Below are 20358 nucleotides of genomic sequence, written 5' to 3'. Positions count from 1 at the left end.
GTGGTATGTTTTTTCATATAATGCCACTGTTGCGAATGCAATAGGGGCATGGTGTAATGGTAACACGTGGGTCTCCAAAACCTTTGTTGAGGGTTCGAATCCTTCTGCCCCTGCCAAGAGAAAACCTCCATCGTAAGATGGAGGTTTTTTCGTTTGAAAAAGCCCTTTGCCATCAGGCAGAGGGCTTTTTTATCATAGGTCAAGCGCTTTTGCTTTGGACTGGTGGGCCTGGAGCTGGGCGCGATACTCACTGGGAGAAACACCGGTGAGTTTTTTGAAGGAACGAAGGAAATTGGAATAGTCTCCAAAGCCGCATAAATCAGAAATCTCGCCTAAGGAAATCTCTTCGAAGAGTTTTTCCCTGGCGAGCATGACGCGGCGGTAAATGATGTAGTTATAGACGCTGTGGTGAATATAATGCATGAACTCATGTGAAAGGGTAGAGACACTGATGCCGAACTGCTCTGAAAGAGAATCGAGGGTCAGAGGCTCAATAAAATGTTCATTGATATATACCAGCACCTGATGCATTAAAGGATTCAATGAGGTGTTTGGCTGCTGGGGTGAAATATCATCCATCGTATCAAGAATGATCCGGAAGAAAGGAAGAAGATAAGAAAGATCCCTGAAATGATCCAGGGGAGAAAACTTTTTGCAGTTTGCCATGAGCGTTTTCAGGTATTCAGTACATTCAGATGCTGTTTCATCAGAAAGATTATAAATCAAACAGCCCTGGCCTTTCAGCTTTTCCGAAAAAAGCTGGGGCAGGTCAATCTGTCCGCTGCCAATCGTGGACAGGTAATCAGCTGAACAGTAAAGGAAAGCCCGCTCATAACGCGGAAGAACCTGATCCCACATGAGGCCATGCATATGGAAGGGAGGAACAATGACCAGCTGATTTGGCTGAAGAAGATACATTTCATTATCCACGCCAAAGTCCCGGGCACCACTGATATGGAGAAAGAATTCATAGAAGTCGTGGCAATGATAACCGTAACGCGGCTTGTTCAGTGATATGCCATAATAGCCTTCATAATCACTGCGACCGTGTCCCATAGAAGAATATCCGAAGTTGGATAAGGATACCTGATCGGAATTACTCATAACATTTCCCTCCGGAGGAGTATCTGAATTGCACCTATTATAAGACCATGTATACAAAAAGCACAAGATTGTATAGCAAAACATGAACAACTCGTGTATGAATTCATAAATATGTATTTAGATATAAATACAATATGATACTGGTAAAAACTCAGATTGTATGCAATAGACAGTACAGATAAAGCAGGATGTGCATAGTTTATGACATGATTTGCATGGAAAGTATATAAATTGTGCACATATAATACAGGTGAAACGGACAATAATTGACCATATTACGCAAAAGAAATGCATGCAAGGGGGAAGCATATGACCACGCGTTCCATCAGGAAGCCCAGAAACAACGCAGGGTGGCTTCACAGGGACTGGAGACTATACGTCATGCTGATCCTGCCTGTGGCTTTTTACCTGATCTTCTGCTACAAGCCGATGGTTGGTGTTATCATCGGTTTCCAGAAATTCAACATGTTCAAGGGCATGTGGGGAAGCAAATGGATCGGACTTGAGAACTTCAAGTTCGTGATGAATATGCCTGACTTCCCGGTAGCCCTGAAAAACACCCTGTGGCTGAACTTCCTCGGCCTGGTGGCCGGTTTCCCGGTGCCGATCATCCTGGCAATCCTGCTGAATGAGATGAAAAGCATCAAGGTTAAGAAAGTATCCCAGACACTGCTGTACCTGCCGCACTTCCTGAGCTGGATCATTATCGGCGGTATGGTGCTGCAGATCTTCAGCCCGAAGACCGGTATTATCAACGCGACGCTGCTGAGACTGGGCTGGATCGACAAGAGCATTCCGTTCCTGACTGACGGCCCGCACTGGCAGGCAACCTACACGCTGATCGGCGTGTGGCAGAGCATGGGATGGGGAACAATCCTCTACCTGTCCGCCATTACCGGAATCAACATGGAGCTGTTCGAAGCAGCCAAGATCGACGGCGCGAACAAGCTCCAGCAGATCTGGCATGTGACCCTGCCGGGTATCCGCAGCACCATCGTGATCCTGCTGATCCTGAACGTCGGCCAGATGATGAACATCAGTTTTGACCGGCCGTACGTGCTGGGCAACCCGATGGTTCAGAATTACTGTGACGTACTTTCCACCTTCGTATACCGTGCCGGTATTACGAACTCCCAGTTTGCGAGAGCCACAGCCGTGGGTCTGTTCCAGTCTGTGGTTGGACTGATCCTGATCACCGGGGCCAATATCATTGCCAGACGCCTCGGCGAAGAAGGCATCTGGTAAGGAGGTGGATGAGATGGCAGAGAAAATCATTACTCCTGATCAGCATGAGATCGTAGTCAAGAAAGCAAAGATCTGGACACCTGCACAGATTATCCTGACGATTGTCATTATTCTCTTCAGCCTGACGTGCCTGCTTCCGTTCGTAAACGTGGCGGCAGTATCCTTCAGTTCCAAGTCGGCTATCCTGCGCGGCGACGTGAGCTTCTGGCCTGTGGATTTTGAAACCACAGCATACCAGGCGATCTTCTCCGATAAGAGCATGACGCGCAGCCTCGTGTTCACGATCATTATTACGGTTGTATATACCCTGTTCTCCATGATCATGACGATCCTGATGGCCTATCCGCTGACAAAGAAACGCCTGCGCGGGCGTAACTTCTTCAGCTTCCTGGCATTGTTCACGATGTATTTCTCCGGCGGTATTATCCCGCATTACCTGAACATCAAAGAACTGGGCCTGATGGACAGCCCCTGGGCACTGATTCTCCCAGGTATGCTGAGCACCTATAACATGATCATCCTGAAGAGCTTTTTCCAGACACTGCCCAACGAACTGGAAGAAGCAGCCATCATTGACGGCGCGAATGACTTCCAGGTACTGCTGAAGGTTTACCTGCCGCTGTCCATGGCATCCCTGGCCACACTGACGCTGTTCTATGCGGTAGGCAAGTGGAACAGCTTCCAGGACGCCCTGTACTACATACAGACAAAAGCTTACCAGCCTCTGCAGCTGAAACTGTACCACATCATTAAGGGTTCACAGGCGGTTGACGTGGCAGCCCTGGAAGGCGGAGCCTCTACAGTGGCTACAAGCGTTTCCGAATCCATTGAGCCGGCATCCATCATCTTTGCCACACTGCCGATCCTGGTGGTCTATCCGTTCGTGCAGCGGTACTTTGTGGCGGGCGTGACGATTGGAGCCGTGAAAGGCTAAACAGCCTTTCAGGCTTAATGAATAATGAAAACTTAAAACTTAAGACTTAAAAATGGCGGAAGAAAAATCAAAAGGATTTTTCAGGAAATGAAAAAGGGTTTGAATTTCAGGGCAGAAGCCCTTGAAATATAAAAAAAGGAGGAACCCAAACATGAAAAAGACCCTGGCTATTCTGCTGACCCTGGCTCTGCTGCTGGGCATCGCAGGACCCTCCCTGGCGGAAGACGAATGGATTACGCTGCGGGTTGAGACCTATGACCGCGAAATCGCCGGTCTGAACGTGACTGACTGCTGGCAGCTGAAGTACGCTCAGGAACACTTCGGCGATCCCAACAAGATCAAGCTCGAGTTCGTGTCCTACGCCCGTTGGACCGAAGGCGACCTGCTGACCACCGCGCTGGCCGGCGGCACCGCTCCTGACCTGTGCCTGACCTACAACGGCGGCCTGGTGCAGCAGTGCATCGACGACGAAGGTATCTGGCAGCTGGATGACCTGCTGAACACCTACGGCGAAAACCTGAAGGCGTTCCTGGGCGACGAGCTCCTGACCTACGGCCAGAGCGATCATGACGGCGATGGCACCCCCGAACAGTGGTACATCCCGGCCCGTCGTATCAGCCGCGCTAACGTTGGTAACTTCATCCGTGAAGACTGGCTGAAGGCCCTGAACATGGAAAAGCCCACCAACATCGAAGAGTTCACCGCTTACCTGCGTGCTGCCAAGGAAGCCAAGCTGGCTGGCGAGAATACCTCTCCCTTCTCCTTCGGCATCTATGCTCCCGATCCGCTGTACAATGTACGCCGGTTCACCGATGCTTTCATCGATTTCACCAAGGTTACCAAGGAAGACTGGTTCGCATACTGCAAGAACCCCGAAATGCTGCCCGGCAGCAAGGAAGGCTTCCGCTGGATGAACACCCTGTATCATGAGGGCATCATCCCCGAAACCTTCGCCCTGACCGACAATGACCAGGCGAATGATACCGCCCTGATCATGGGTTACAACGGATTCTTCTCCCAGCAGCCCGACCAGCCCTGGCGGACTGACAAGAACTACCAGATCGAACTCGAGAAGAACGTTGAAGGCGGCCACTGGGTCACCGTCAACCCCTTCAAGAACGAGAGCCTGGGCGGAAAGACCCTGCATGACATGTACGCTCCTGCCGGCCTGAGCATCATCATCCCGCTGACCACCGACGAGAAGACCGCTGTGGCCGCGATGAAGTACCTCGACTGGATGGCCATTCCGGAGAACATGTTCGCTATGCAGAACGGTATCGAAGGCATCAACTATGAAGGCCTGACCGACGACGGCATCCCGTTCGGCGTGAAGAGCGCTGACGCTGTTCCGGACGAGAACAAGATGCACGCCGGCGACATCTGCTTCATCTCCAACGGTCTGTGCTACGGCGACGACGCCAAGAACGCTGCCGCTCTGGCCCTGCCCTTCAAGGGATATGAAGATGACGTCGTGGCTTCCTACGCTGACGCTCTGACCGATGCGTGGACCCAGATCAGCTTCACCGTCAGCATCCAGGCTGACACCGACTACGGCGCCACCGTTAAGAGCGCTCAGGGCAAGTTCCTGGCTGACGTGGTCAGCTGCGATCCTGCCGAATTCGACGCTGTCTATGATGCCGGCATCCAGGATATCCTGAACTCCGGTGCTCAGCAGATGATCGACGAATTCCGCGCGGCTTACAATGCGGGCAACTACCGCGGCGTATTCCCGGGAGACCTTTGATTGATTTATAAAAAGGGGTGCCGGTTATGCCGGCACCCTTTTTATAAAAAATGAATAATGAAAACTTAAAACTTAAAACTGAAAAATAATATAGAGACTTTATATCCGGGAAAAACTATAGATATAGAAAAATGAATAACAATTTATGTCAGTTCAGTTCGCGGTGACTGTACTGAAGGAGTTGTTTGCGGTATTTGCTGGGGGAAATCCCGGCGATACGGGTAAAAGAACGAAGAAAATTGGAATAATCATTAAAGCCGCACTGATAGGCAATCGCGTTCAATGAATCCTCACCGAGCATCTGGCGGCGCGCAAGCGTGACGCGGCGGTAGAGAATGTAATCATAGATACTGCGGTTGGTAAAACGGGAAAACTCATGGGAAAGATAGGACTCACTGACACCGAAACGGTGAGCCAGATCACTGATCCGTAGCTGCTGGGTATAGTGGTTGTTGATATAGGTCAGCACTTCCTGAATGACGCTGTTTGTCCCGGTTTCATCCTGAACAGGTACGGTACGGCGGATTACCTGACAAAGAAGATTGACCAGAATGATCATATAGGAATAGGCCTGAAGCCTTTCCACGGCATCCATTTCACGTGAGTCAGAAGCCTCGATCTGACGAACGCAGTGCACGAAGCGCTCCGCATCAGCATCGGAAAGCTGATAGGTATAATGGCCGCCTGAAGCGCAGGCGTGGAAGAACTGGTTCAGATCCAGCTGACCACAGCCAAGATTGCTCATAACTTCCGGAGAGCAATTGAGGAAGGCACGTTCGTAATTGCGGAGCTCACTGGTGCAGGAAAGCCCATGCATACAGAACGGCGGCAGAATGAAAACCTGATTGGGCTTCAGCGTATAGATTTTGTTATCAACGCCCATATACTGGCCGCCATGAAGATGAATATATAGTTCATAATAATCGTGACAATGATATTGGGTAACTTCGATCGATTCACTGAATCTGTATCGGCCTTCATAACCCTGACCACCCTGCTGCATCGGTTCAAAGGGAGTCTGGACATCATAGGATTCCACAAGACCACCTCCTGAATGGAATGTGCAGTATTTGCATACAAAGAAACCGGATTCGTATGGAGAATGCACCCGCATTTACCTATACTGAAACCAACAGAGAAGGACTAAAACCATCAAAATGAGGTGATGATAATGATTAACGTAGCGATCATCGGTACAGGCGGAATCTCCCATGCTCATATCAAAGCCTACCTGAGATTTCCGGAGCGATGCAGGATCGCAGCCCTTGTAGATATTATCCCCGGAAAGGCGCAGCGTGTCAAGGAACAATACAACCTGGACGCGGATGTTTACCTGGATCATCATGAAATCCTGGATAAGGATATAGACTTGGTGGACGTATGCACACCACCCTTTGTGCATGCTGAAATTTCCATTAACGCCCTGAGAAGCGGGAAGAACGTAGTATGCGAAAAGCCCATGGCTGCATCACTGGAAGAATGTGACGCCATGCTGCGGGCAAGGGATGAAAGCGGGAAGAAGCTTTCCATTATCGCGCAGAACCGTTTCCGCCTGCCGGTAAGGAACCTGAAGGCACTGCTGGACAGCGGCATGGCCGGAAAAGTACGCCATGTGACTGTGGACTCCCTGTGGTTCCGCGGGCACAGCTACTATGATTTGTGGTGGCGCGGAACATGGAAAACAGAGGGGGGCGGATGCACCCTGAACCATGCGGTCCATCACATCGATATGCTTGGCTGGATGATGGGAACGCCTGACAGGGTGACCAGCATCCTGGCAAATACCGGACATGACAACGCTGAAGTAGAGGATCTGTCTGTTTCCGTGATGGAATATCCCGGAGCCCTGGCTACACTGACCGCGTCGGTTGTTTCACACGGAGAAGAACAGGCGTTGATTTTCCAGTGCGAGAAAGCCAAGATTGCCTGGCCTTACAGCGTATATGCCTCACAGCCACAGCCGAACGGTTTTCCGCTTCCTGATCCGGATGAGGAATTTGCAAAGAAAGCAGATGAGTATCTCGCGGCTCTGCCGCCGGTAACCTATGAAATGCATGACGGACAGCTGGACGACGTGCTGAGAGCCCTGGAAGAAGACAGGGAACCCTTTATCACGGGCGAAGACGGCCGCAGGACGATTGAACTCATCTGCGCGATCTATAAAGCAGGCAGTATGAAGACCGCAGTCACCCTGCCCCTGACGAAAGATGATCCTTTCTACACCGTGGAAGGGATCAGGGCTAATGTACCTCATTTTTACGAGAAAACAGCTTCCGTGGAAAACCTGGACGGTGAACTGTCCTTCGGTAATTTCCGGAAAGGGGAAAAATAAATGAATGTTTCAGACGGAATGAACTACGCACCGAAGGGAAAACCCCAGCCGGTCGTGAAGCCGGGAGAGTTCGTGTTTTCCGCAGTACGGCTGGATCACGGACATATCTACGGCATGTGCAACGGACTTACCGAGGCCGGCGGTACGCTGAAGTATGTTTATGACCCGGATGAGAAAAAGGTAGAAGCCTTCCTGAAGGCGTTTCCGCAGGCGAAAGCAGCCCGGAGCGAGGAAGAAGCCCTGGGAGACCCGGAGACCCATATGATTGCCGGTGCAGCCATCACCAGCGAACGCTGTGCCCTCGGCCTTCGGGCGATGAATGCCGGGAAAGATTACTTTACCGATAAGGCGCCGTTCACTACCCTGGAACAGCTGGATTCCGCAAAGAAAGCTGTGACGGAAACCGGGAAAAAGTACATGGTGTATTATGCGGAACGGCTGCATGATGAAGGTTCCATCCTGGCCGGATATATCGCGGAGAGCGGAGAAATCGGCAAGGTTGTTTCCGTGACCGGATTCGGACCGCACCGCCTTGGCGCACCCGGAAGACCTGCATGGTTCTTTGAACGGGAAAAATACGGCGGTATCCTGTGTGATATCGGCAGCCATCAGTTTGAACAGTTCCTGTATTACGCCAAGGAAGAAGACGCGGTAGTGACTTCCAGCCGAATCGCGAACTTCGACCATCCGGAATATCCGGAACTGGAAGACTTCGGCGACGCCCAGCTGACCGGCAAGAACGGAGCAGCCGGATACTTCAAGCTGGATTGGTTCACACCGGACGGCCTGCGCACCTGGGGAGACGGACGGATGTTCATCCAGGGAACAAAGGGCTTTATTGAAATCCGGAAGTACGTTAATCTCGCCTCTGAACAGAACGGCGGCGGACACATTTTCGTTGTTAACGACAAGGGAGAGAAGTATGTGAACGCGGTCGGCGTGACTGGATATCCTTTCTTCGGCCAGCTGATCCTGGACTGCCTGAACAGGACGGAGAACGCGATGACGCAGGAACATGCGTTCAAGGCGGCGGAGCTGAGCCTTCAGGCGCAGGCTAAAGCGGTGCGCCTGAAGTAATGAAAACTTAAAACTTAAGACTTAAAACTTAAAAATGGCGGAAGAAAAATCCTAAAGGATTTTTCCAGTATTTAATCAGAATTAGGGTTGTAAAACGGGGAATTAAATGGAAGCTATGAAGAAGATCCGATTGGGTGTTATCGGAATCGGGAATATGGGTTCGGAGCACTGCCGGAATCTGGCGGCAGGGAAATGCCCGGAGATTGAGCTTGCTGCTGTGGCGGACGTGCGGGAAGACCGCATGGAATGGGCACGGCATGAGCTGCCGGAAAGCGTAAAAGTATTCCCATCCGGAAGAGACCTGATCCGAAGTGGAGAGTGCGACGCGGTGCTGATTGCGGTGCCGCACTACCTGCATGAGCAGCTGGCAGTCCAGGCGATGAGCCATGGACTGGATGTGCTGTGCGAAAAACCGATCTCAGTGGAAGCTGCGGCGGGCAGGAGAATGATCCGTTGCGCTGCCACCTCCGGAAAGACCCTGGCCCTGATGTTTAACCAGCGAACAAACAGCGTATACCGGGCGATCCGAAACATTATGCAGAACCAGGAACTTGGCGCAATCAAGCGGATGAGCTGGATTGTGACAGACTGGTACAGAACGCAGAAATACTACGATTCCGGATCCTGGCGAGCCACCTGGGCAGGAGAAGGCGGCGGCGTCCTGCTGAACCAGTGTCCGCACCAGCTGGATCTGCTGATCTGGCTTTGCGGCATGCCGGTAAAGGTACAGGCACAATGTCATGAAGGGAAATGGCATCATATTGAGGTTGAAGATGACGTAACGGCATACCTGGAATTCGGTAACGGCGCTACAGGCGTATTTACCGCATCCACAGGAGATCTGCCGGGAACCAACCGGCTGGAGATTGACTGCGAACGGGGCAAACTGATCTGTGAAGACGGAAAGATCAGATGCTTCCGACTGGGACAGAATGAAAGAGAAACGTGCTTCAACAGTGATAATCCCTGGTACCAGTGCAACGCAAAAGAAGAAGAAATCCAGACAGACGGTGAGAACCCACAGCATATCGGCGTACTGAACGCCTTTGCGGCTCACCTGCTGCATGGAACGCCCCTGACAGCAGACGCGGAAGACGGACTTCGGGCATTGCAGCTTTCCAACGCGATCCATTATTCCGGATGGACAGGAGAGATGGTATCCGTTCCTGTACCGGAAGATAAGTTCCACGAGCTGCTGGATAAGAAAATCGCCGGTTCCACAGTGCGGAAAACCGGCGACATTACCTATGAATCAGACCATACGGGAACAGGGGCCAAAGCGGGACAGTGAGCTGGCCCACAATGAAATGTTACCACAGGCAACATGAAATATTGAACCGAAAACGGTTCAATATGAAATTTTCGACTCCGTCGAAAGTGAAATGTTCACCTGTCGGCGAACGTTAAAACATGATCAACGGGTCAGGTCATACATCATGATGCCTGCCGCGACAGCAGCATTCAGTGATTCAGCTCCGCCCCGCATGGGCAGGCAGAGACGATGAGTAGCGACGGCCTTGACGGCATCGGAAACGCCGTTACCCTCATTGCCGATGATCAGGATAAAGGAAGAAGCCACATCCTGACGTTCATAGAAAGGTGAACCATCCAGCTGGGATGAAAGGACGGAATATCCGTCCTTTTTATATTGCTCAAGAGCTTCCGGAAGGGAAGCCGGGAAAGAGAAACCAAGACGGAAAATACTGCCCATGGTGGCCCGCAGGACCTTGGGAGAAAAGAGATCAGCGCACTCCGGACTGAACAGGACGCCGGTGAAGCCGGCCGCATCCGCAGTGCGGATAATGGTGCCCACATTGCCGGGATCCTGAACGCCGTCCAGGGCCAGCAGACGGGGACCGGATGCCTCGCACGCTTGGAGCGTCAGGACAGCAGCGATTCCCTGAGGCGTCTTTGTGTCACAGACGGACTGGAAGACGTGGCAAGGGAGGATGTAAAGGGGAATATCAGCGGGAAGCTGATATTCGGGTTGATAATCTTCTCGGAGAAGTATTGCACGGACAAGAAAGGATGAAGAAAGCGCTTCCTGAACCATACGAACACCCTCGACGAGGAAGGCATTTTGGGTTTCGCGGCCTTTCTTGTCCTTGAGCGAACGAAAGGAAATGACTTTTGGGTTTTTGAGGGAAGTAAGGTGTTCCATAATACCTTCCTTTCGTAAACGAGAAGTCAATTAAAACTTAAAACTGAAAACTTTGTGATCGCCGTAAACCATCCTTGCATCGCTTCGCTTGCAACGATGTACGGCTGTAACATGGGAGTCATTAGCCGTGCTAAAGCACGGATGACTCCTCAATAACTTAAAAATGGTGGATGAAAATCCTAAAGGATTTTTCTTTTGAATGAATTTAAATATCCAATGTCTTAGGGTTAGGGTTTTGTTGAGGTAAGGGGCTTTTGAGTATATATTGCTTCGCAAATGATATATTGGGCGAAGCCCAATATGATATATTCGTCTGCGACGAATATGATATATCCTGCTGCGCAGGATGTGATATTTTCGGCTTCGCCGAAAGTGATTATAGTGTCTACCAATCTTAAGACGTATGGGTCTGAACCATATCTATCAGGGTTGTTATCCAGGCGGACAAGGCATCATAGGGGCGATGCTCGGTCTGGGCAGTGAAGCAGGAGGCAATCGCTTCCGAGATTACGGACTCACCCCAAGGAGTGAAGGGATGATAGAAATCACCGGTGAAGAAGCCATGGAACAGCACCTCCGCAGAAGCGGGGAACTCCTTGGCAAAGCGGAGAATGAACTGAGGCAGAAGCTCTTCCGGACGGACAGAGATGGCAGCGGGAACCGTGGAAGCTGCCGGAATGCCGGGAGTGACATCCTCCAGCATGGAAAGGCCTACGGGAATTTCCATCTTCTTTTCCGAAGAGAAGAGGAAAGAGAGAGACGCGACCCGGCGATTGCGGAACATGGTAAGAAAATGCCAGAGCGCCGCCTTATAGGGATCCGGCAGGCTTTCGGGAAGCAGGGAACCCCGGCCGGAAAGGCAAAGGGTCATCTGCTCAGGCAGGAAATCGTTTTTGCCGGGATCCGCGGCGATCTGCAGGAGCACCAGACCTGAAAGCATCATCAGGAAACTGAAGTGCAGGAGCAGGACGGAACCCAGATAAGTCGGCATACCGTTCATGGGATTCTGTAGGAGACCGGGCAGGACATAACGATAGTGATCGGCAATAAAGTTATCCAGCGCCAGGCGGGAATGCCGCAGGGCAGAAGGATCCGCCTTGGCATTGATGAACGTTTTCTCCAGCATCAGGAGATCCTGCTGAATGGAAGGATCCTGGATAAAGCTGAGCTCTTCCCGCAGCAAAGAAGGATTGCGCAGCAGGGAAGGCAGCAGCATATAATGGACGCCCAGCGGGATCTGGCAGGTACGTACGGCCTGCTCACGACCGCGCAGGAAGAGGGAAATATCCGCTGTACAGGCGCCGATATCCATGACCATGAAGCCGCCGCGGGTATCCTCGGAAGCACAGAAACGGAAATAGGCGCCGAGGGCAGAGCTTTCAGCCGCAAAGGTAACCGGCGGAACTTTATCAGGATTCGGGAAACCGGCTTCCTTACATACCTGATCCGCCAGGGAAGCGAAGAGAGCAGTGAGATTTTCCCGGCCTGTTTTGGCCATTTCATCCGGAACAGAGAAACGCCAGAGCAGGGTATGGGCACCATCGGAACGGGCCTGCAGGGCCGACATAAGCATGATCTGATGCAGACAGAGGGAAACAGACCGTCCTTTTTCCTCTTCCCACTTGAGGCAGGTATAAAGCGCCTCGGAAGGGATGGAAAGCACATCCTGAAGATCCGCGGACATCAGGACAATGCCATCTTCAAAAGGCAGCGGCGCTTCACCCGGCACATTGCGGAAAATCCTGGAGGCGGTAGGCAGCAGCGCAGACACCGGAACAGCAGGCAGGAATTCCCTGCGGAGAAGATCCCTGGACAAAGAAGGATTATTGATCAATGTACGAACCAGTGTCGGCCCCTGAAGCGGACGACGCTGACGTCCTGTGGAGAAAATGACAGAAGTACCGACAGAACCGAAATCCACACAGGCAGTGACGACATCCTGCTTGATGACGTCCGGCTGGGGCAGCAGGTTCGGTACGGAACCGGCAGAACGGCCGTCCTTCAGAAGGGAGAATGAGGTCGGGAAGGACGCGGTACGGCACACAGTGCGGGAAGAGGCTTCCGGAGTGACAGAAGAACCGTCCGCCGTATTGACAGAGACGGCGAATCCTTCAGGCAGGGAAGCATAGGTGAAGTAAGCATGCCAGTCTTCCGGAGCGAAAGGCAGATTCGGCCAGACGGCCAAAGTCGGAATATCATGGGAATACAGGTTGAGGATTTCTTCCTCTGCATATACACGGGTCAGACGTACCGTAAAGCTGCCTTCCAGCGTCAGAGCAACACGGATGGCATTGTTTTCTGTCCGTTCAAAAGACAGAAGGCCGGGACGAATGAGGGTTTTTCCTTCCGGCAGACGGCAGAGCGCAGCACAAAGACCGTCAGAAAGCGGCGGAAGGATTGCGTCAGGCGCAACAGCAGCAGCGTTTTCCTCATCCTCCGGAACATAAGAAGGCGCAAGGACACACATGGACGCCATGAGTGAATCGCCGATAATGCTGTTACCGCGGGCAGGGAAAAGCGTCAGATAATCACTGAAGGGCTGCAGGGCAGCAGAAGCAAGATCCTGCCCCAGGGATTCCGTAAGGATCGTATTGACAGAAGGAGAAGAGGTATCCCAGGGCCAGGCAAGTTCCGTATCCGTATCGGTAACCGGCAGGCCGGCTTTTTCCAACAGATCAAAGGCTACCTGACGTGCATCGGACAGGGCATCAGGATAACGCTCCAGCAGGAGACTGAGTTCCCGGACGAGATGATCATGGTACTCGTCTGAAGCGCGGGAAAGCGTACGGCATTCCTGATCCAGAAGGGACAGGATCCAGCTTTCCGCGGGAAGCGGAATCGCATCCAACAGCGTGCGGGAGTTTTCCCGTGCGAAGGGAACGTCCCTGTAAAGATAGATGATATCATCCGGTACAGAACAGGCTGAAGGTGTAAAGGACTTACGATTCAGCAGAGAAGCAGCCAGGGTATCATCCGTGAGGAAACGCTCATAATAACAGACGGTGCGAACAAGGGTATCACTGAAGGCCGGCAGCAGGCGCAGACCGAAGGCTGCCTTCAGGCGAAGCGTGAGACGCTCCGGAAGTCCGGTGGGATCCTGATAGCGAAGCAACTCCTTACGGAAATCAGAAAGGAAATTAAACAGTCGTTTGGACAGGTTTTCCGGCCGGGGATCTGTCATGGCATTCATCTGCTCCAGCAGAACGGCACGATCTCCCTCACAAAGCAGGGAACATGGATCCCGGAAGGAAAGGGAGTCCTCATCAAACCAGGGCATGGCAAAAGAGGGAATAAACGGCACGTGCGACGTGGAAAGACGGGCAGGAATGAATTCCTTACCCGGCAGAACAAGCGCAAAGGGAACTTTTATATCCTCTTTCTCGAGGGAGAAGAGCTGCACTGTTTCGGAAGCGCGGGCAGAAAGCCAGGCACGAAGAACGGGAGAATCATCTATTTTCAGCGTTTCAGAAACGAGGGAAGCTTCATCAGCAGTACGGCGACGGTACTGACGAAGGAACAGCATGGCAAACAGGCCGCGTTTACCGGACTCCGCTTCACGGGCAGTATCCTGGGATTCATCCAGGAGAGGCAGAAGGGAGGAAACCTTCAGCAGCGGGGCAGTCGGATACATATCCGGCAGCATCGGAATCGATGGCACATCCCCGGCAGAAAGGAACCGAAGCGGAGTGATTTCACGCAGGCTGACATCCAGCGTACAGAGACAAAGGGAAGTGAAAGGATCCGATCCGGATTCTTCCTTGCAGCAGGACAGCAGATGGCGGAAAAGCGTTTTAACATCAGAAAGGGTAAAGCCGAAAAGCAGAGTGGGCATCTGGGCCTGCAGATCTTTACGGATACTGTCGGCACTGCTTTCAGAAGCGTTGAGCAGGGCAGAAAGCTTTTCCGCAGCGGGAGCATTCAGCAGCTGACCGGAGAAGGGGGTCAGTCCCTCCGGAGCAGCAGATGCATCCTGCCCGGTAAAAGTACAGGCAGCCAGATCATCATCACAGCGTTTGACAGCAGCCTGGAGCAGACGTACGCGGCGTGCCAGGGAAGCGACGGTGAGATGATCCTGATCAGGAGACATGCTCTCCAACTGTGCAGACGCGCGATCCAGAGCCTCCTGGCAGCGACGGCGGCAGTCCAGCAGGGCGGGAAGTGCCCAGCTGCCACCGACGGAAGCAAAGATTTTATCACGGGCTTCGATTTCAGTTTTCAGCTGGACTTCGATATCCTCAAGCCGTCTCCGGGCTTTTTCCTCTTCCGTATCGGCCATGGAAACACGGTGGACAGGTTTTACGTCCATGATGCCGGATTCTTCTGCTTCTTCTTTGGAGACGTAATATTCAGACGCTACGGTAACGGTTTTACCGCAGGCTTCCACAGCACGGCGCCAGAGAGGATCAGATACTTCTGCAAGGCGCAGCTGATCCGGCATGAAATGGATCATAGAGACGATCTCAGCAAGAACCGCGCTGAAGGCACGACGGATGACTGTGACCACTTCACGCTGCTCCGGCGTGACAGCGTCTCCCTGCATGAGACGGCGGAAAAGGCCGTTGCGCGTATTGGGCGCCAGGGAACGTAAGGAACCGGGACGGTCACAATAGGACTGGAAGGCGGGAATCAGATCCGCCAGCAGCCAGGTGCCCGCATGCAGGAAAGCCGCAAAAGGAACAGCCTGATCACCCAGGGACTGGAAAGTGATCACGCCGGGAACAGAAACCGTGTGCAGACCAGCGGAAGGAACCTCAGAAGACGTGAATACGTTGGCAAGACGCCTGGCCAGAACCGTATAAAGGATACGGAGAGAATCATCCGAGCGTACCATGGATGAAGGCAGAGAAAGCAGCCAGACGGAATCCGCACAGGCAGGAACGCTGCGATCCGGTTTGCCTACCAAATTCTGGGAGGCAAGGGCACGCAGGGAAGAAGAAAGTAAATCCTTTGCCTCATTCACAGTGGCAGAAGAACTGACGGCCAGGCAGAAGAGGGAAAGGATTGAAGAATCAATTTTGAGGTTTTCATGCAGGAAACGAAGCAGGGCAAAAGCTACGCCGGAAGAAAACGGATCACAAAGATCACAGAGTACAACGACGCGGTACTCCTCCCCGGAAGACTGACAATTGACCAGCTTATCAAACAATTTGCGAAGCGGCTGGAGATCATCCGCATCAGAGGAGAGAAGGGCAGAAAAAGCCCATTCCACAGCTTCCCTGTCTGTTTTATAGGAAAGCGGCACACCCTTACCACGCAGCGCGGTCAGAAGGGCGGCAGAAGCAGGATCCGAAGAGAGCACACCAATGGAAGGCAGCTCAGGACGGAAAGAAGCATATGCAAATGAAGACGGAAAGAACGAATTGTTATCCGCACGATCAAAAAGGACATGGGCCTGATTCAGATCCCGGATCATCGGAACCAGGATCGGATCAACAGGCCGATCCGTTATGTGAAAGATATCCAGGCCGTTCACCGGAACCGCAGCCCCGCAGGACAACGCTGAAAGGAGCGAAGGCAGGGAAGCACCGGCATAATGACCGACCGGAAGTAAAAACGACTTCAAAAGAGCGTCCCCTCTTTACAAAATATATAACAATAAACAATTCGACACATGAAACGTGAAAACCTGCACGGAAGGTTTACGAAGCGCAAGGGAATATGATATACTCCGAAATGTAAGGATCAGGGAATGGCTTGGAGGAAAATAAAATGAAAAAACTGACGGTGGCAGGATGCATATTTTGGATTGTGGGACTGATTGTGTTTATTGTGGGGATGAACATCAATAGCAGTATCAGAGAGACGATGATGACGCTGGGAAGCATTGTGTTTTTGATGGGGCTGGCGATAAATGGAGTTGTGTGGGTAAAAAGAAAGAATGACGAGAATAAATGATTCTCGTCATTCTTTAAATGAATACTGAAAACTTAAAACTTAAAAATGAATAATGATGGATAAAACTGCTTCCGAAAGGAAGTAGTTTTCAGTATTCATTTAATTATCTTTTGCTGCGCAAAAGAATGATATGTTGCTGCGCAACATGATATATCGGCTTTTTCCCGCATCCTCAATGGTCGTAACTCCCCACTGGGGAGATTACTCCCTTTCGGATGACCTCACCTCTGACGAGATTTCCGCCACTGGCGGTCCTCAGAGGTTCGCCCGATATGATAGATTCGCCTAAAGGCGAATATGATATTTTTTGCTACGCAAAAAGTGTTTATAGTGTTTGACTAATATTTGGGAGTAGAAGAAAAACCCTGCTTCTGGGTGGAAGCAGGGTTTAAGTATATAAGTTAAGAGAGACCAGTGAAGAGTGTAGAGTTATGAATAATCTCCGGACGGAGATTATTCATGATATCCCTTAGGATTATTCTTTTGGAATCTATAAGAATCGCGGCACATGTCCTCGAGGTTCTTTTCTGCTTCCCAGCCGAGGAGAGCCCTGGCTTTGGAAGGATCGGCATAGTTTTCCGCGATGTCGCCGGGACGGCGGGGAGCAATGACATAAGGAACAGCGACGTCATTGACGCGGGAATAGGTATTGACCAGATCCAGGACGGAATAGCCGTGGCCGGTACCAAGATTGATGATTTCAGAGCCGGTATGGGCAGCGGCATAATCACAGGCCTTCACATGGCCCTTGGCCAGGTCAACCACATGGATATAATCCCGGACGCCGGTGCCATCCGGAGTGGGATAATCATTACCGAAAACGGAGAGCTTTTCCAGCTGGCCTACGGCCACCTTGGCGATATAGGGAACAAGGTTGTTGGGAATGCCGGCGGGATCCTCGCCAATGAGGCCGGACTCATGAGCGCCGATGGGGTTGAAATAACGAAGAAGGACAACGCTCCACTCCGGATCAGCCGCAACCTGGCCCTCCAGGATTTTTTCAATCATGTATTTGGTCCAGCCATAGGGATTGGTGCAGCCCAGGGAAACCATATCCTCACGGTAAGGCACTTCCGTCTGATTGCCGTATACGGTGGCAGAAGAAGAGAAGACGAGGCGCTTGACACCATGGGCCTGCATGGTTTCACACAGGGTCAGGGTCGTATCCAGGTTGTTGCGGTAATAACGCAGGGGCTGGGAAACGCTTTCACCAACCGCCTTCAGGCCGGCGAAGTGAATAACGCAGTCGAAGTTGTTCTCGCTGAAAATACGATCCATGGCTGCCTTATCAGCCACGTCTGCCTCATAATGAGGAACCGGATGGCCGACGATCTTTTCAATGCGGCGGATGGCTTCCGGGCAGCTGTTGATATAATTGTCCACAATGACGGGCTCATGACCCGCGTTGCACAGCTCCACACAGGTATGGGATCCGATAAAACCGGCACCGCCGGTTAACAGAATCTTCATGTCATTAAATTCCTTTTCTTTTTGATACGGATCGTTTCCGAAGAAACGATCCGAATAAAAACCTGTAATTACAGGGCTGCCGGATAAACGCCGGCGTCATGCAGTTTTTTCAGCTCCGCGCTGACGTATTCCTTATCTTCCTTATAGGTAACGCCGAACCAGACGGCATCGGTGGAAAGTACTTCAACCCGCAGGCCCTTGGTCTGCATGAGCGAATCCACCAGGGAGGGCAGGAGACACTCCTTCTTCAGGGGATCGCCGGAATCATCCTTCAGGAAAGCGTCCAGGTACTTTACGCCATCCTCGAAGAAGTCAGGAGCGAAACCCCAGAGATTCATGGAAACGAGGGCATCCGGATCCAGGATGATTCCTTCAGGATTGTCGTGGATATCACGAATGGTGCCATCCGGGAAGGGCAGGATATTGAAGGTTTCCGTCACTTTTACCAGGTGGCCGTCTTCCGTGGTGCAGACGCCGCGAGTCACATGGCCGTGTTTGGAAACGGTGTTCTTCAGATAATAGGCGACCATGTAGGCTTTGTTTTCTTCAGCCTGCAGGCGATGCAGGGCATCCGCCATGGCCTTGAAGGCGTCGCGGCCATAATAGTCATCCGCGTTGATGACGGCAAAGGGCTCGTTGATCACATCCTTTGCGCACATAACCGCGTGAACCGTACCATAGGGCTTGGTACGATCGGCCGGGGGAACGAAGCCGCCGGGCAGGGAATCATATTCCTGATAGGCATATTCCACATGAACCTTTTTAGCGATCTTGTCACCGATCATGGAACGGAAGAGTTCATCCATGCTCTTGCGGATGACAAAAACCACCTTATCGAAACCGGCTTCCACCGCGTCATGGATGGAATACTCCATCAGGATTTCTCCGTTGGGTCCGATTCTGTCAATCTGTTTGTTTCCGCCGTACCGGGATCCGAGACCGGCTGCCATGATCAGAAGTGTTGTGTTCATTTTTCAATATCTCCTCGTTTTTTTCTAAGATATTCGAACCGGGACTCTTCTGAAAGCCCTGGGTTGAATCTTTCTTGAACAGGACGGTAAAGGTCCTGAGCATCAGTTTCACATCCAGCCAGATGGAGAAGCTTTCGATATACATCATATCAAGCATGAGCTTGTCTTCCGCTGAAGTGTTGTAACGGCCTTCAATCTGCGCATAACCTGTGAGGCCGGCTTTCATCTTTTCACGGTAAACGAAGCTGGGCAGGTTCATTTTATAGCGGGCTACGTTGGCCATCATCTCGGGACGGGGACCAACAATGGACATATCGCCGATGAGGATGTTAAAGAACTGGGGAATCTCATCCAAGCGATACCGGCGAAGGAAGGAACCCACTTTGGTAATCCGGGGATCATCCACGGCAACGGAGACCTGAACCTCATCCAGTTCACTGTGGGGAGTCATGGTGCGGAATTTACGGATGGTGAAAGGCCTGCCGGCGACGGTAAGACGGGACTGCTTGAAGATTACAGGGCCGCCGTCCTCCAGTTTAATCAGGACAGAAAACAGAATGATTAAAGGCGTAAAGAAGATCAGGGCAAGGGAAGAGAGTATGATGTCCCCGCAGCGCTTGGCAACAAACTGGAATGGGGTGATCTTGTTGTAATCCATAGAAAGGAATGCCGCGTCGTCCACAATGGCAGGACGGGCATTGCAGAACATGATATCTTCAAGCTCTGCCTTGCACATGACGTCCTTGCGGTCATCATAGCAGATCTTCATGAGCTCAATCTTGGCACCGGAAGGGAGCTGACCGAGGAAAATGACGTCGGCCTTTTCAATACGACGGGTCAGATCGGGCACATTGTAAAGGACAACATCATCAATACGCCACTGAAGCTTATAGCGTTCAATCTTGGAACGGAGCGCTGCTTCCTGAGAAGGAGAACCGAGGATCAGCAGACAGCTCCTGGGCGGAGTGAAATAGAAATACAGCTGATTGCCGACGCGGACAAACAGGATAATGATGATGATCTGGATGATGAAGCAGAGAAGAAGGCAAAGCAGATCGGGACCAAAAATGATCAGATGATCGTTATATTCAGGGTTGACGTTCATGATTTCCAGCTGGAGATAAGTTACAATATCCGTAATGGCAATACCGGAAATCATAGCGGAAATCACGGGCTTGTTCTTTTTGCGGCCGACTTCATAACCGCCGTAAACCGCGTGCATGGCAACACTCATGGCGGTATAGGTCAGCAGGGTTGTGGCCAGGGTACGGTTTACATGAACCAGGAAGAAGTTTGTTATAGAAAGGCACGCAAAAAACGCAAGGCCCAATAAAACATAAAGAACCAATGAAAGGAGGCCAATCAGGACAGCTGTTTTTGTCTGATGAGATGAGCGACCCCGGAATGGCAAACAGACCCCTCCAT

At 51.7% G+C, this 20358-nt stretch carries 14 protein-coding genes and 1 tRNA gene; 8 read left to right on the top strand and 7 right to left on the bottom strand.

Translation table 11 applies throughout. From position 1 onward, the window contains the following. Positions 1-42 precede the first annotated feature (42 nt). Positions 43-116, top strand: a tRNA-Trp gene (locus JYE49_RS05505). Between the two features lie 76 nt (positions 117-192). On the opposite strand, the gene JYE49_RS05500 is transcribed toward JYE49_RS05505, so the two are convergent. Continuing rightward, complete coding sequence (locus JYE49_RS05500) at positions 193-1188, bottom strand: helix-turn-helix domain-containing protein (protein WP_093956443.1); 996 nt, start codon at positions 1186-1188, stop codon at positions 193-195. A 225-nt stretch (positions 1189-1413) separates the two neighbouring features. On the opposite strand from JYE49_RS05500, the gene JYE49_RS05495 reads away from it, so the two are divergent. The 3 genes from JYE49_RS05495 (at position 1414) to JYE49_RS05485 (ending at position 5027) form a co-directional block, all read left to right on the top strand. Next, positions 1414-2349, top strand: coding sequence for an ABC transporter permease (locus tag JYE49_RS05495; RefSeq protein ID WP_093956442.1), 936 nt, complete (start codon positions 1414-1416; stop codon positions 2347-2349). A gap of 13 nt (positions 2350-2362) precedes the next feature. Then, positions 2363-3283 carry a carbohydrate ABC transporter permease gene (locus JYE49_RS05490; RefSeq protein WP_179217239.1) on the top strand — a complete coding sequence of 307 codons (921 nt, stop codon included), beginning with the start codon at positions 2363-2365 and terminating at the stop codon, positions 3281-3283. 151 nt (positions 3284-3434) lie between these two features. Continuing rightward, on the top strand, positions 3435-5027 hold the full coding sequence (locus JYE49_RS05485) for an extracellular solute-binding protein (protein WP_093956441.1): 1593 nt from the start codon (positions 3435-3437) through the stop codon (positions 5025-5027). A 148-nt stretch (positions 5028-5175) separates the two neighbouring features. On the opposite strand, the gene JYE49_RS05480 is transcribed toward JYE49_RS05485, so the two are convergent. Further along, positions 5176-6066 carry an AraC family transcriptional regulator gene (locus JYE49_RS05480; protein WP_179217238.1) on the bottom strand — a complete coding sequence of 297 codons (891 nt, stop codon included), beginning with the start codon at positions 6064-6066 and terminating at the stop codon, positions 5176-5178. A 132-nt stretch (positions 6067-6198) separates the two neighbouring features. Here JYE49_RS05480 and JYE49_RS05475 point away from each other — a divergent pair, with 132 nt between their 5' ends. The 3 genes from JYE49_RS05475 (at position 6199) to JYE49_RS05465 (ending at position 9727) form a co-directional block, all read left to right on the top strand. Continuing rightward, positions 6199-7359 carry a Gfo/Idh/MocA family protein gene (locus tag JYE49_RS05475; protein WP_093956439.1) on the top strand — a complete coding sequence of 387 codons (1161 nt, stop codon included), beginning with the start codon at positions 6199-6201 and terminating at the stop codon, positions 7357-7359. A gap of 18 nt (positions 7360-7377) precedes the next feature. Continuing rightward, positions 7378-8436, top strand: coding sequence for a Gfo/Idh/MocA family protein (locus tag JYE49_RS05470; RefSeq protein WP_346763064.1), 1059 nt, complete (start codon positions 7378-7380; stop codon positions 8434-8436). A gap of 115 nt (positions 8437-8551) precedes the next feature. After that, on the top strand, positions 8552-9727 hold the full coding sequence (locus JYE49_RS05465; RefSeq protein WP_093956497.1) for a Gfo/Idh/MocA family protein: 1176 nt from the start codon (positions 8552-8554) through the stop codon (positions 9725-9727). A 123-nt stretch (positions 9728-9850) separates the two neighbouring features. Here the strand turns inward: JYE49_RS05465 and JYE49_RS05460 are convergent, their stop codons facing one another. Next, complete coding sequence (locus JYE49_RS05460) at positions 9851-10597, bottom strand: TrmH family RNA methyltransferase (RefSeq protein ID WP_093956437.1); 747 nt, start codon at positions 10595-10597, stop codon at positions 9851-9853. A gap of 394 nt (positions 10598-10991) precedes the next feature. Further along, positions 10992-16160, bottom strand: coding sequence for a hypothetical protein (locus JYE49_RS05455; RefSeq protein ID WP_093956436.1), 5169 nt, complete (start codon positions 16158-16160; stop codon positions 10992-10994). A gap of 146 nt (positions 16161-16306) precedes the next feature. Between JYE49_RS05455 and JYE49_RS05450 the strand changes: the two genes are divergently transcribed. Next, positions 16307-16492: a hypothetical protein gene (locus JYE49_RS05450; RefSeq protein ID WP_093956435.1), complete on the top strand. Its 186-nt coding sequence runs from the start codon at positions 16307-16309 to the stop codon at positions 16490-16492. A gap of 453 nt (positions 16493-16945) precedes the next feature. Here the strand turns inward: JYE49_RS05450 and galE are convergent, their stop codons facing one another. The 3 genes from galE to JYE49_RS05435 all read right to left on the bottom strand — a co-directional run bounded on the left by galE (position 16946) and on the right by JYE49_RS05435 (position 20281). Next, positions 16946-17962 carry a UDP-glucose 4-epimerase GalE gene (gene galE / locus JYE49_RS05445; RefSeq protein WP_093956434.1) on the bottom strand — a complete coding sequence of 339 codons (1017 nt, stop codon included), beginning with the start codon at positions 17960-17962 and terminating at the stop codon, positions 16946-16948. 68 nt (positions 17963-18030) lie between these two features. Beyond that, complete coding sequence (locus JYE49_RS05440) at positions 18031-18933, bottom strand: nucleotidyltransferase family protein (protein ID WP_093956433.1); 903 nt, start codon at positions 18931-18933, stop codon at positions 18031-18033. After that, on the bottom strand, positions 18866-20281 hold the full coding sequence (locus tag JYE49_RS05435; protein ID WP_304583313.1) for an exopolysaccharide biosynthesis polyprenyl glycosylphosphotransferase: 1416 nt from the start codon (positions 20279-20281) through the stop codon (positions 18866-18868). Before JYE49_RS05435 ends, JYE49_RS05440 begins: the two co-directional genes overlap by 68 nt. Positions 20282-20358 lie beyond the last annotated feature (77 nt).

It is taken from the genome of Aristaeella hokkaidonensis, assembly GCF_018128945.1.
GTDB classification, from domain to species: Bacteria; Bacillota; Clostridia; order Christensenellales; family Aristaeellaceae; genus Aristaeella; species Aristaeella hokkaidonensis.
This window is presented reverse-complemented; position numbering and strand designations above follow the sequence as displayed.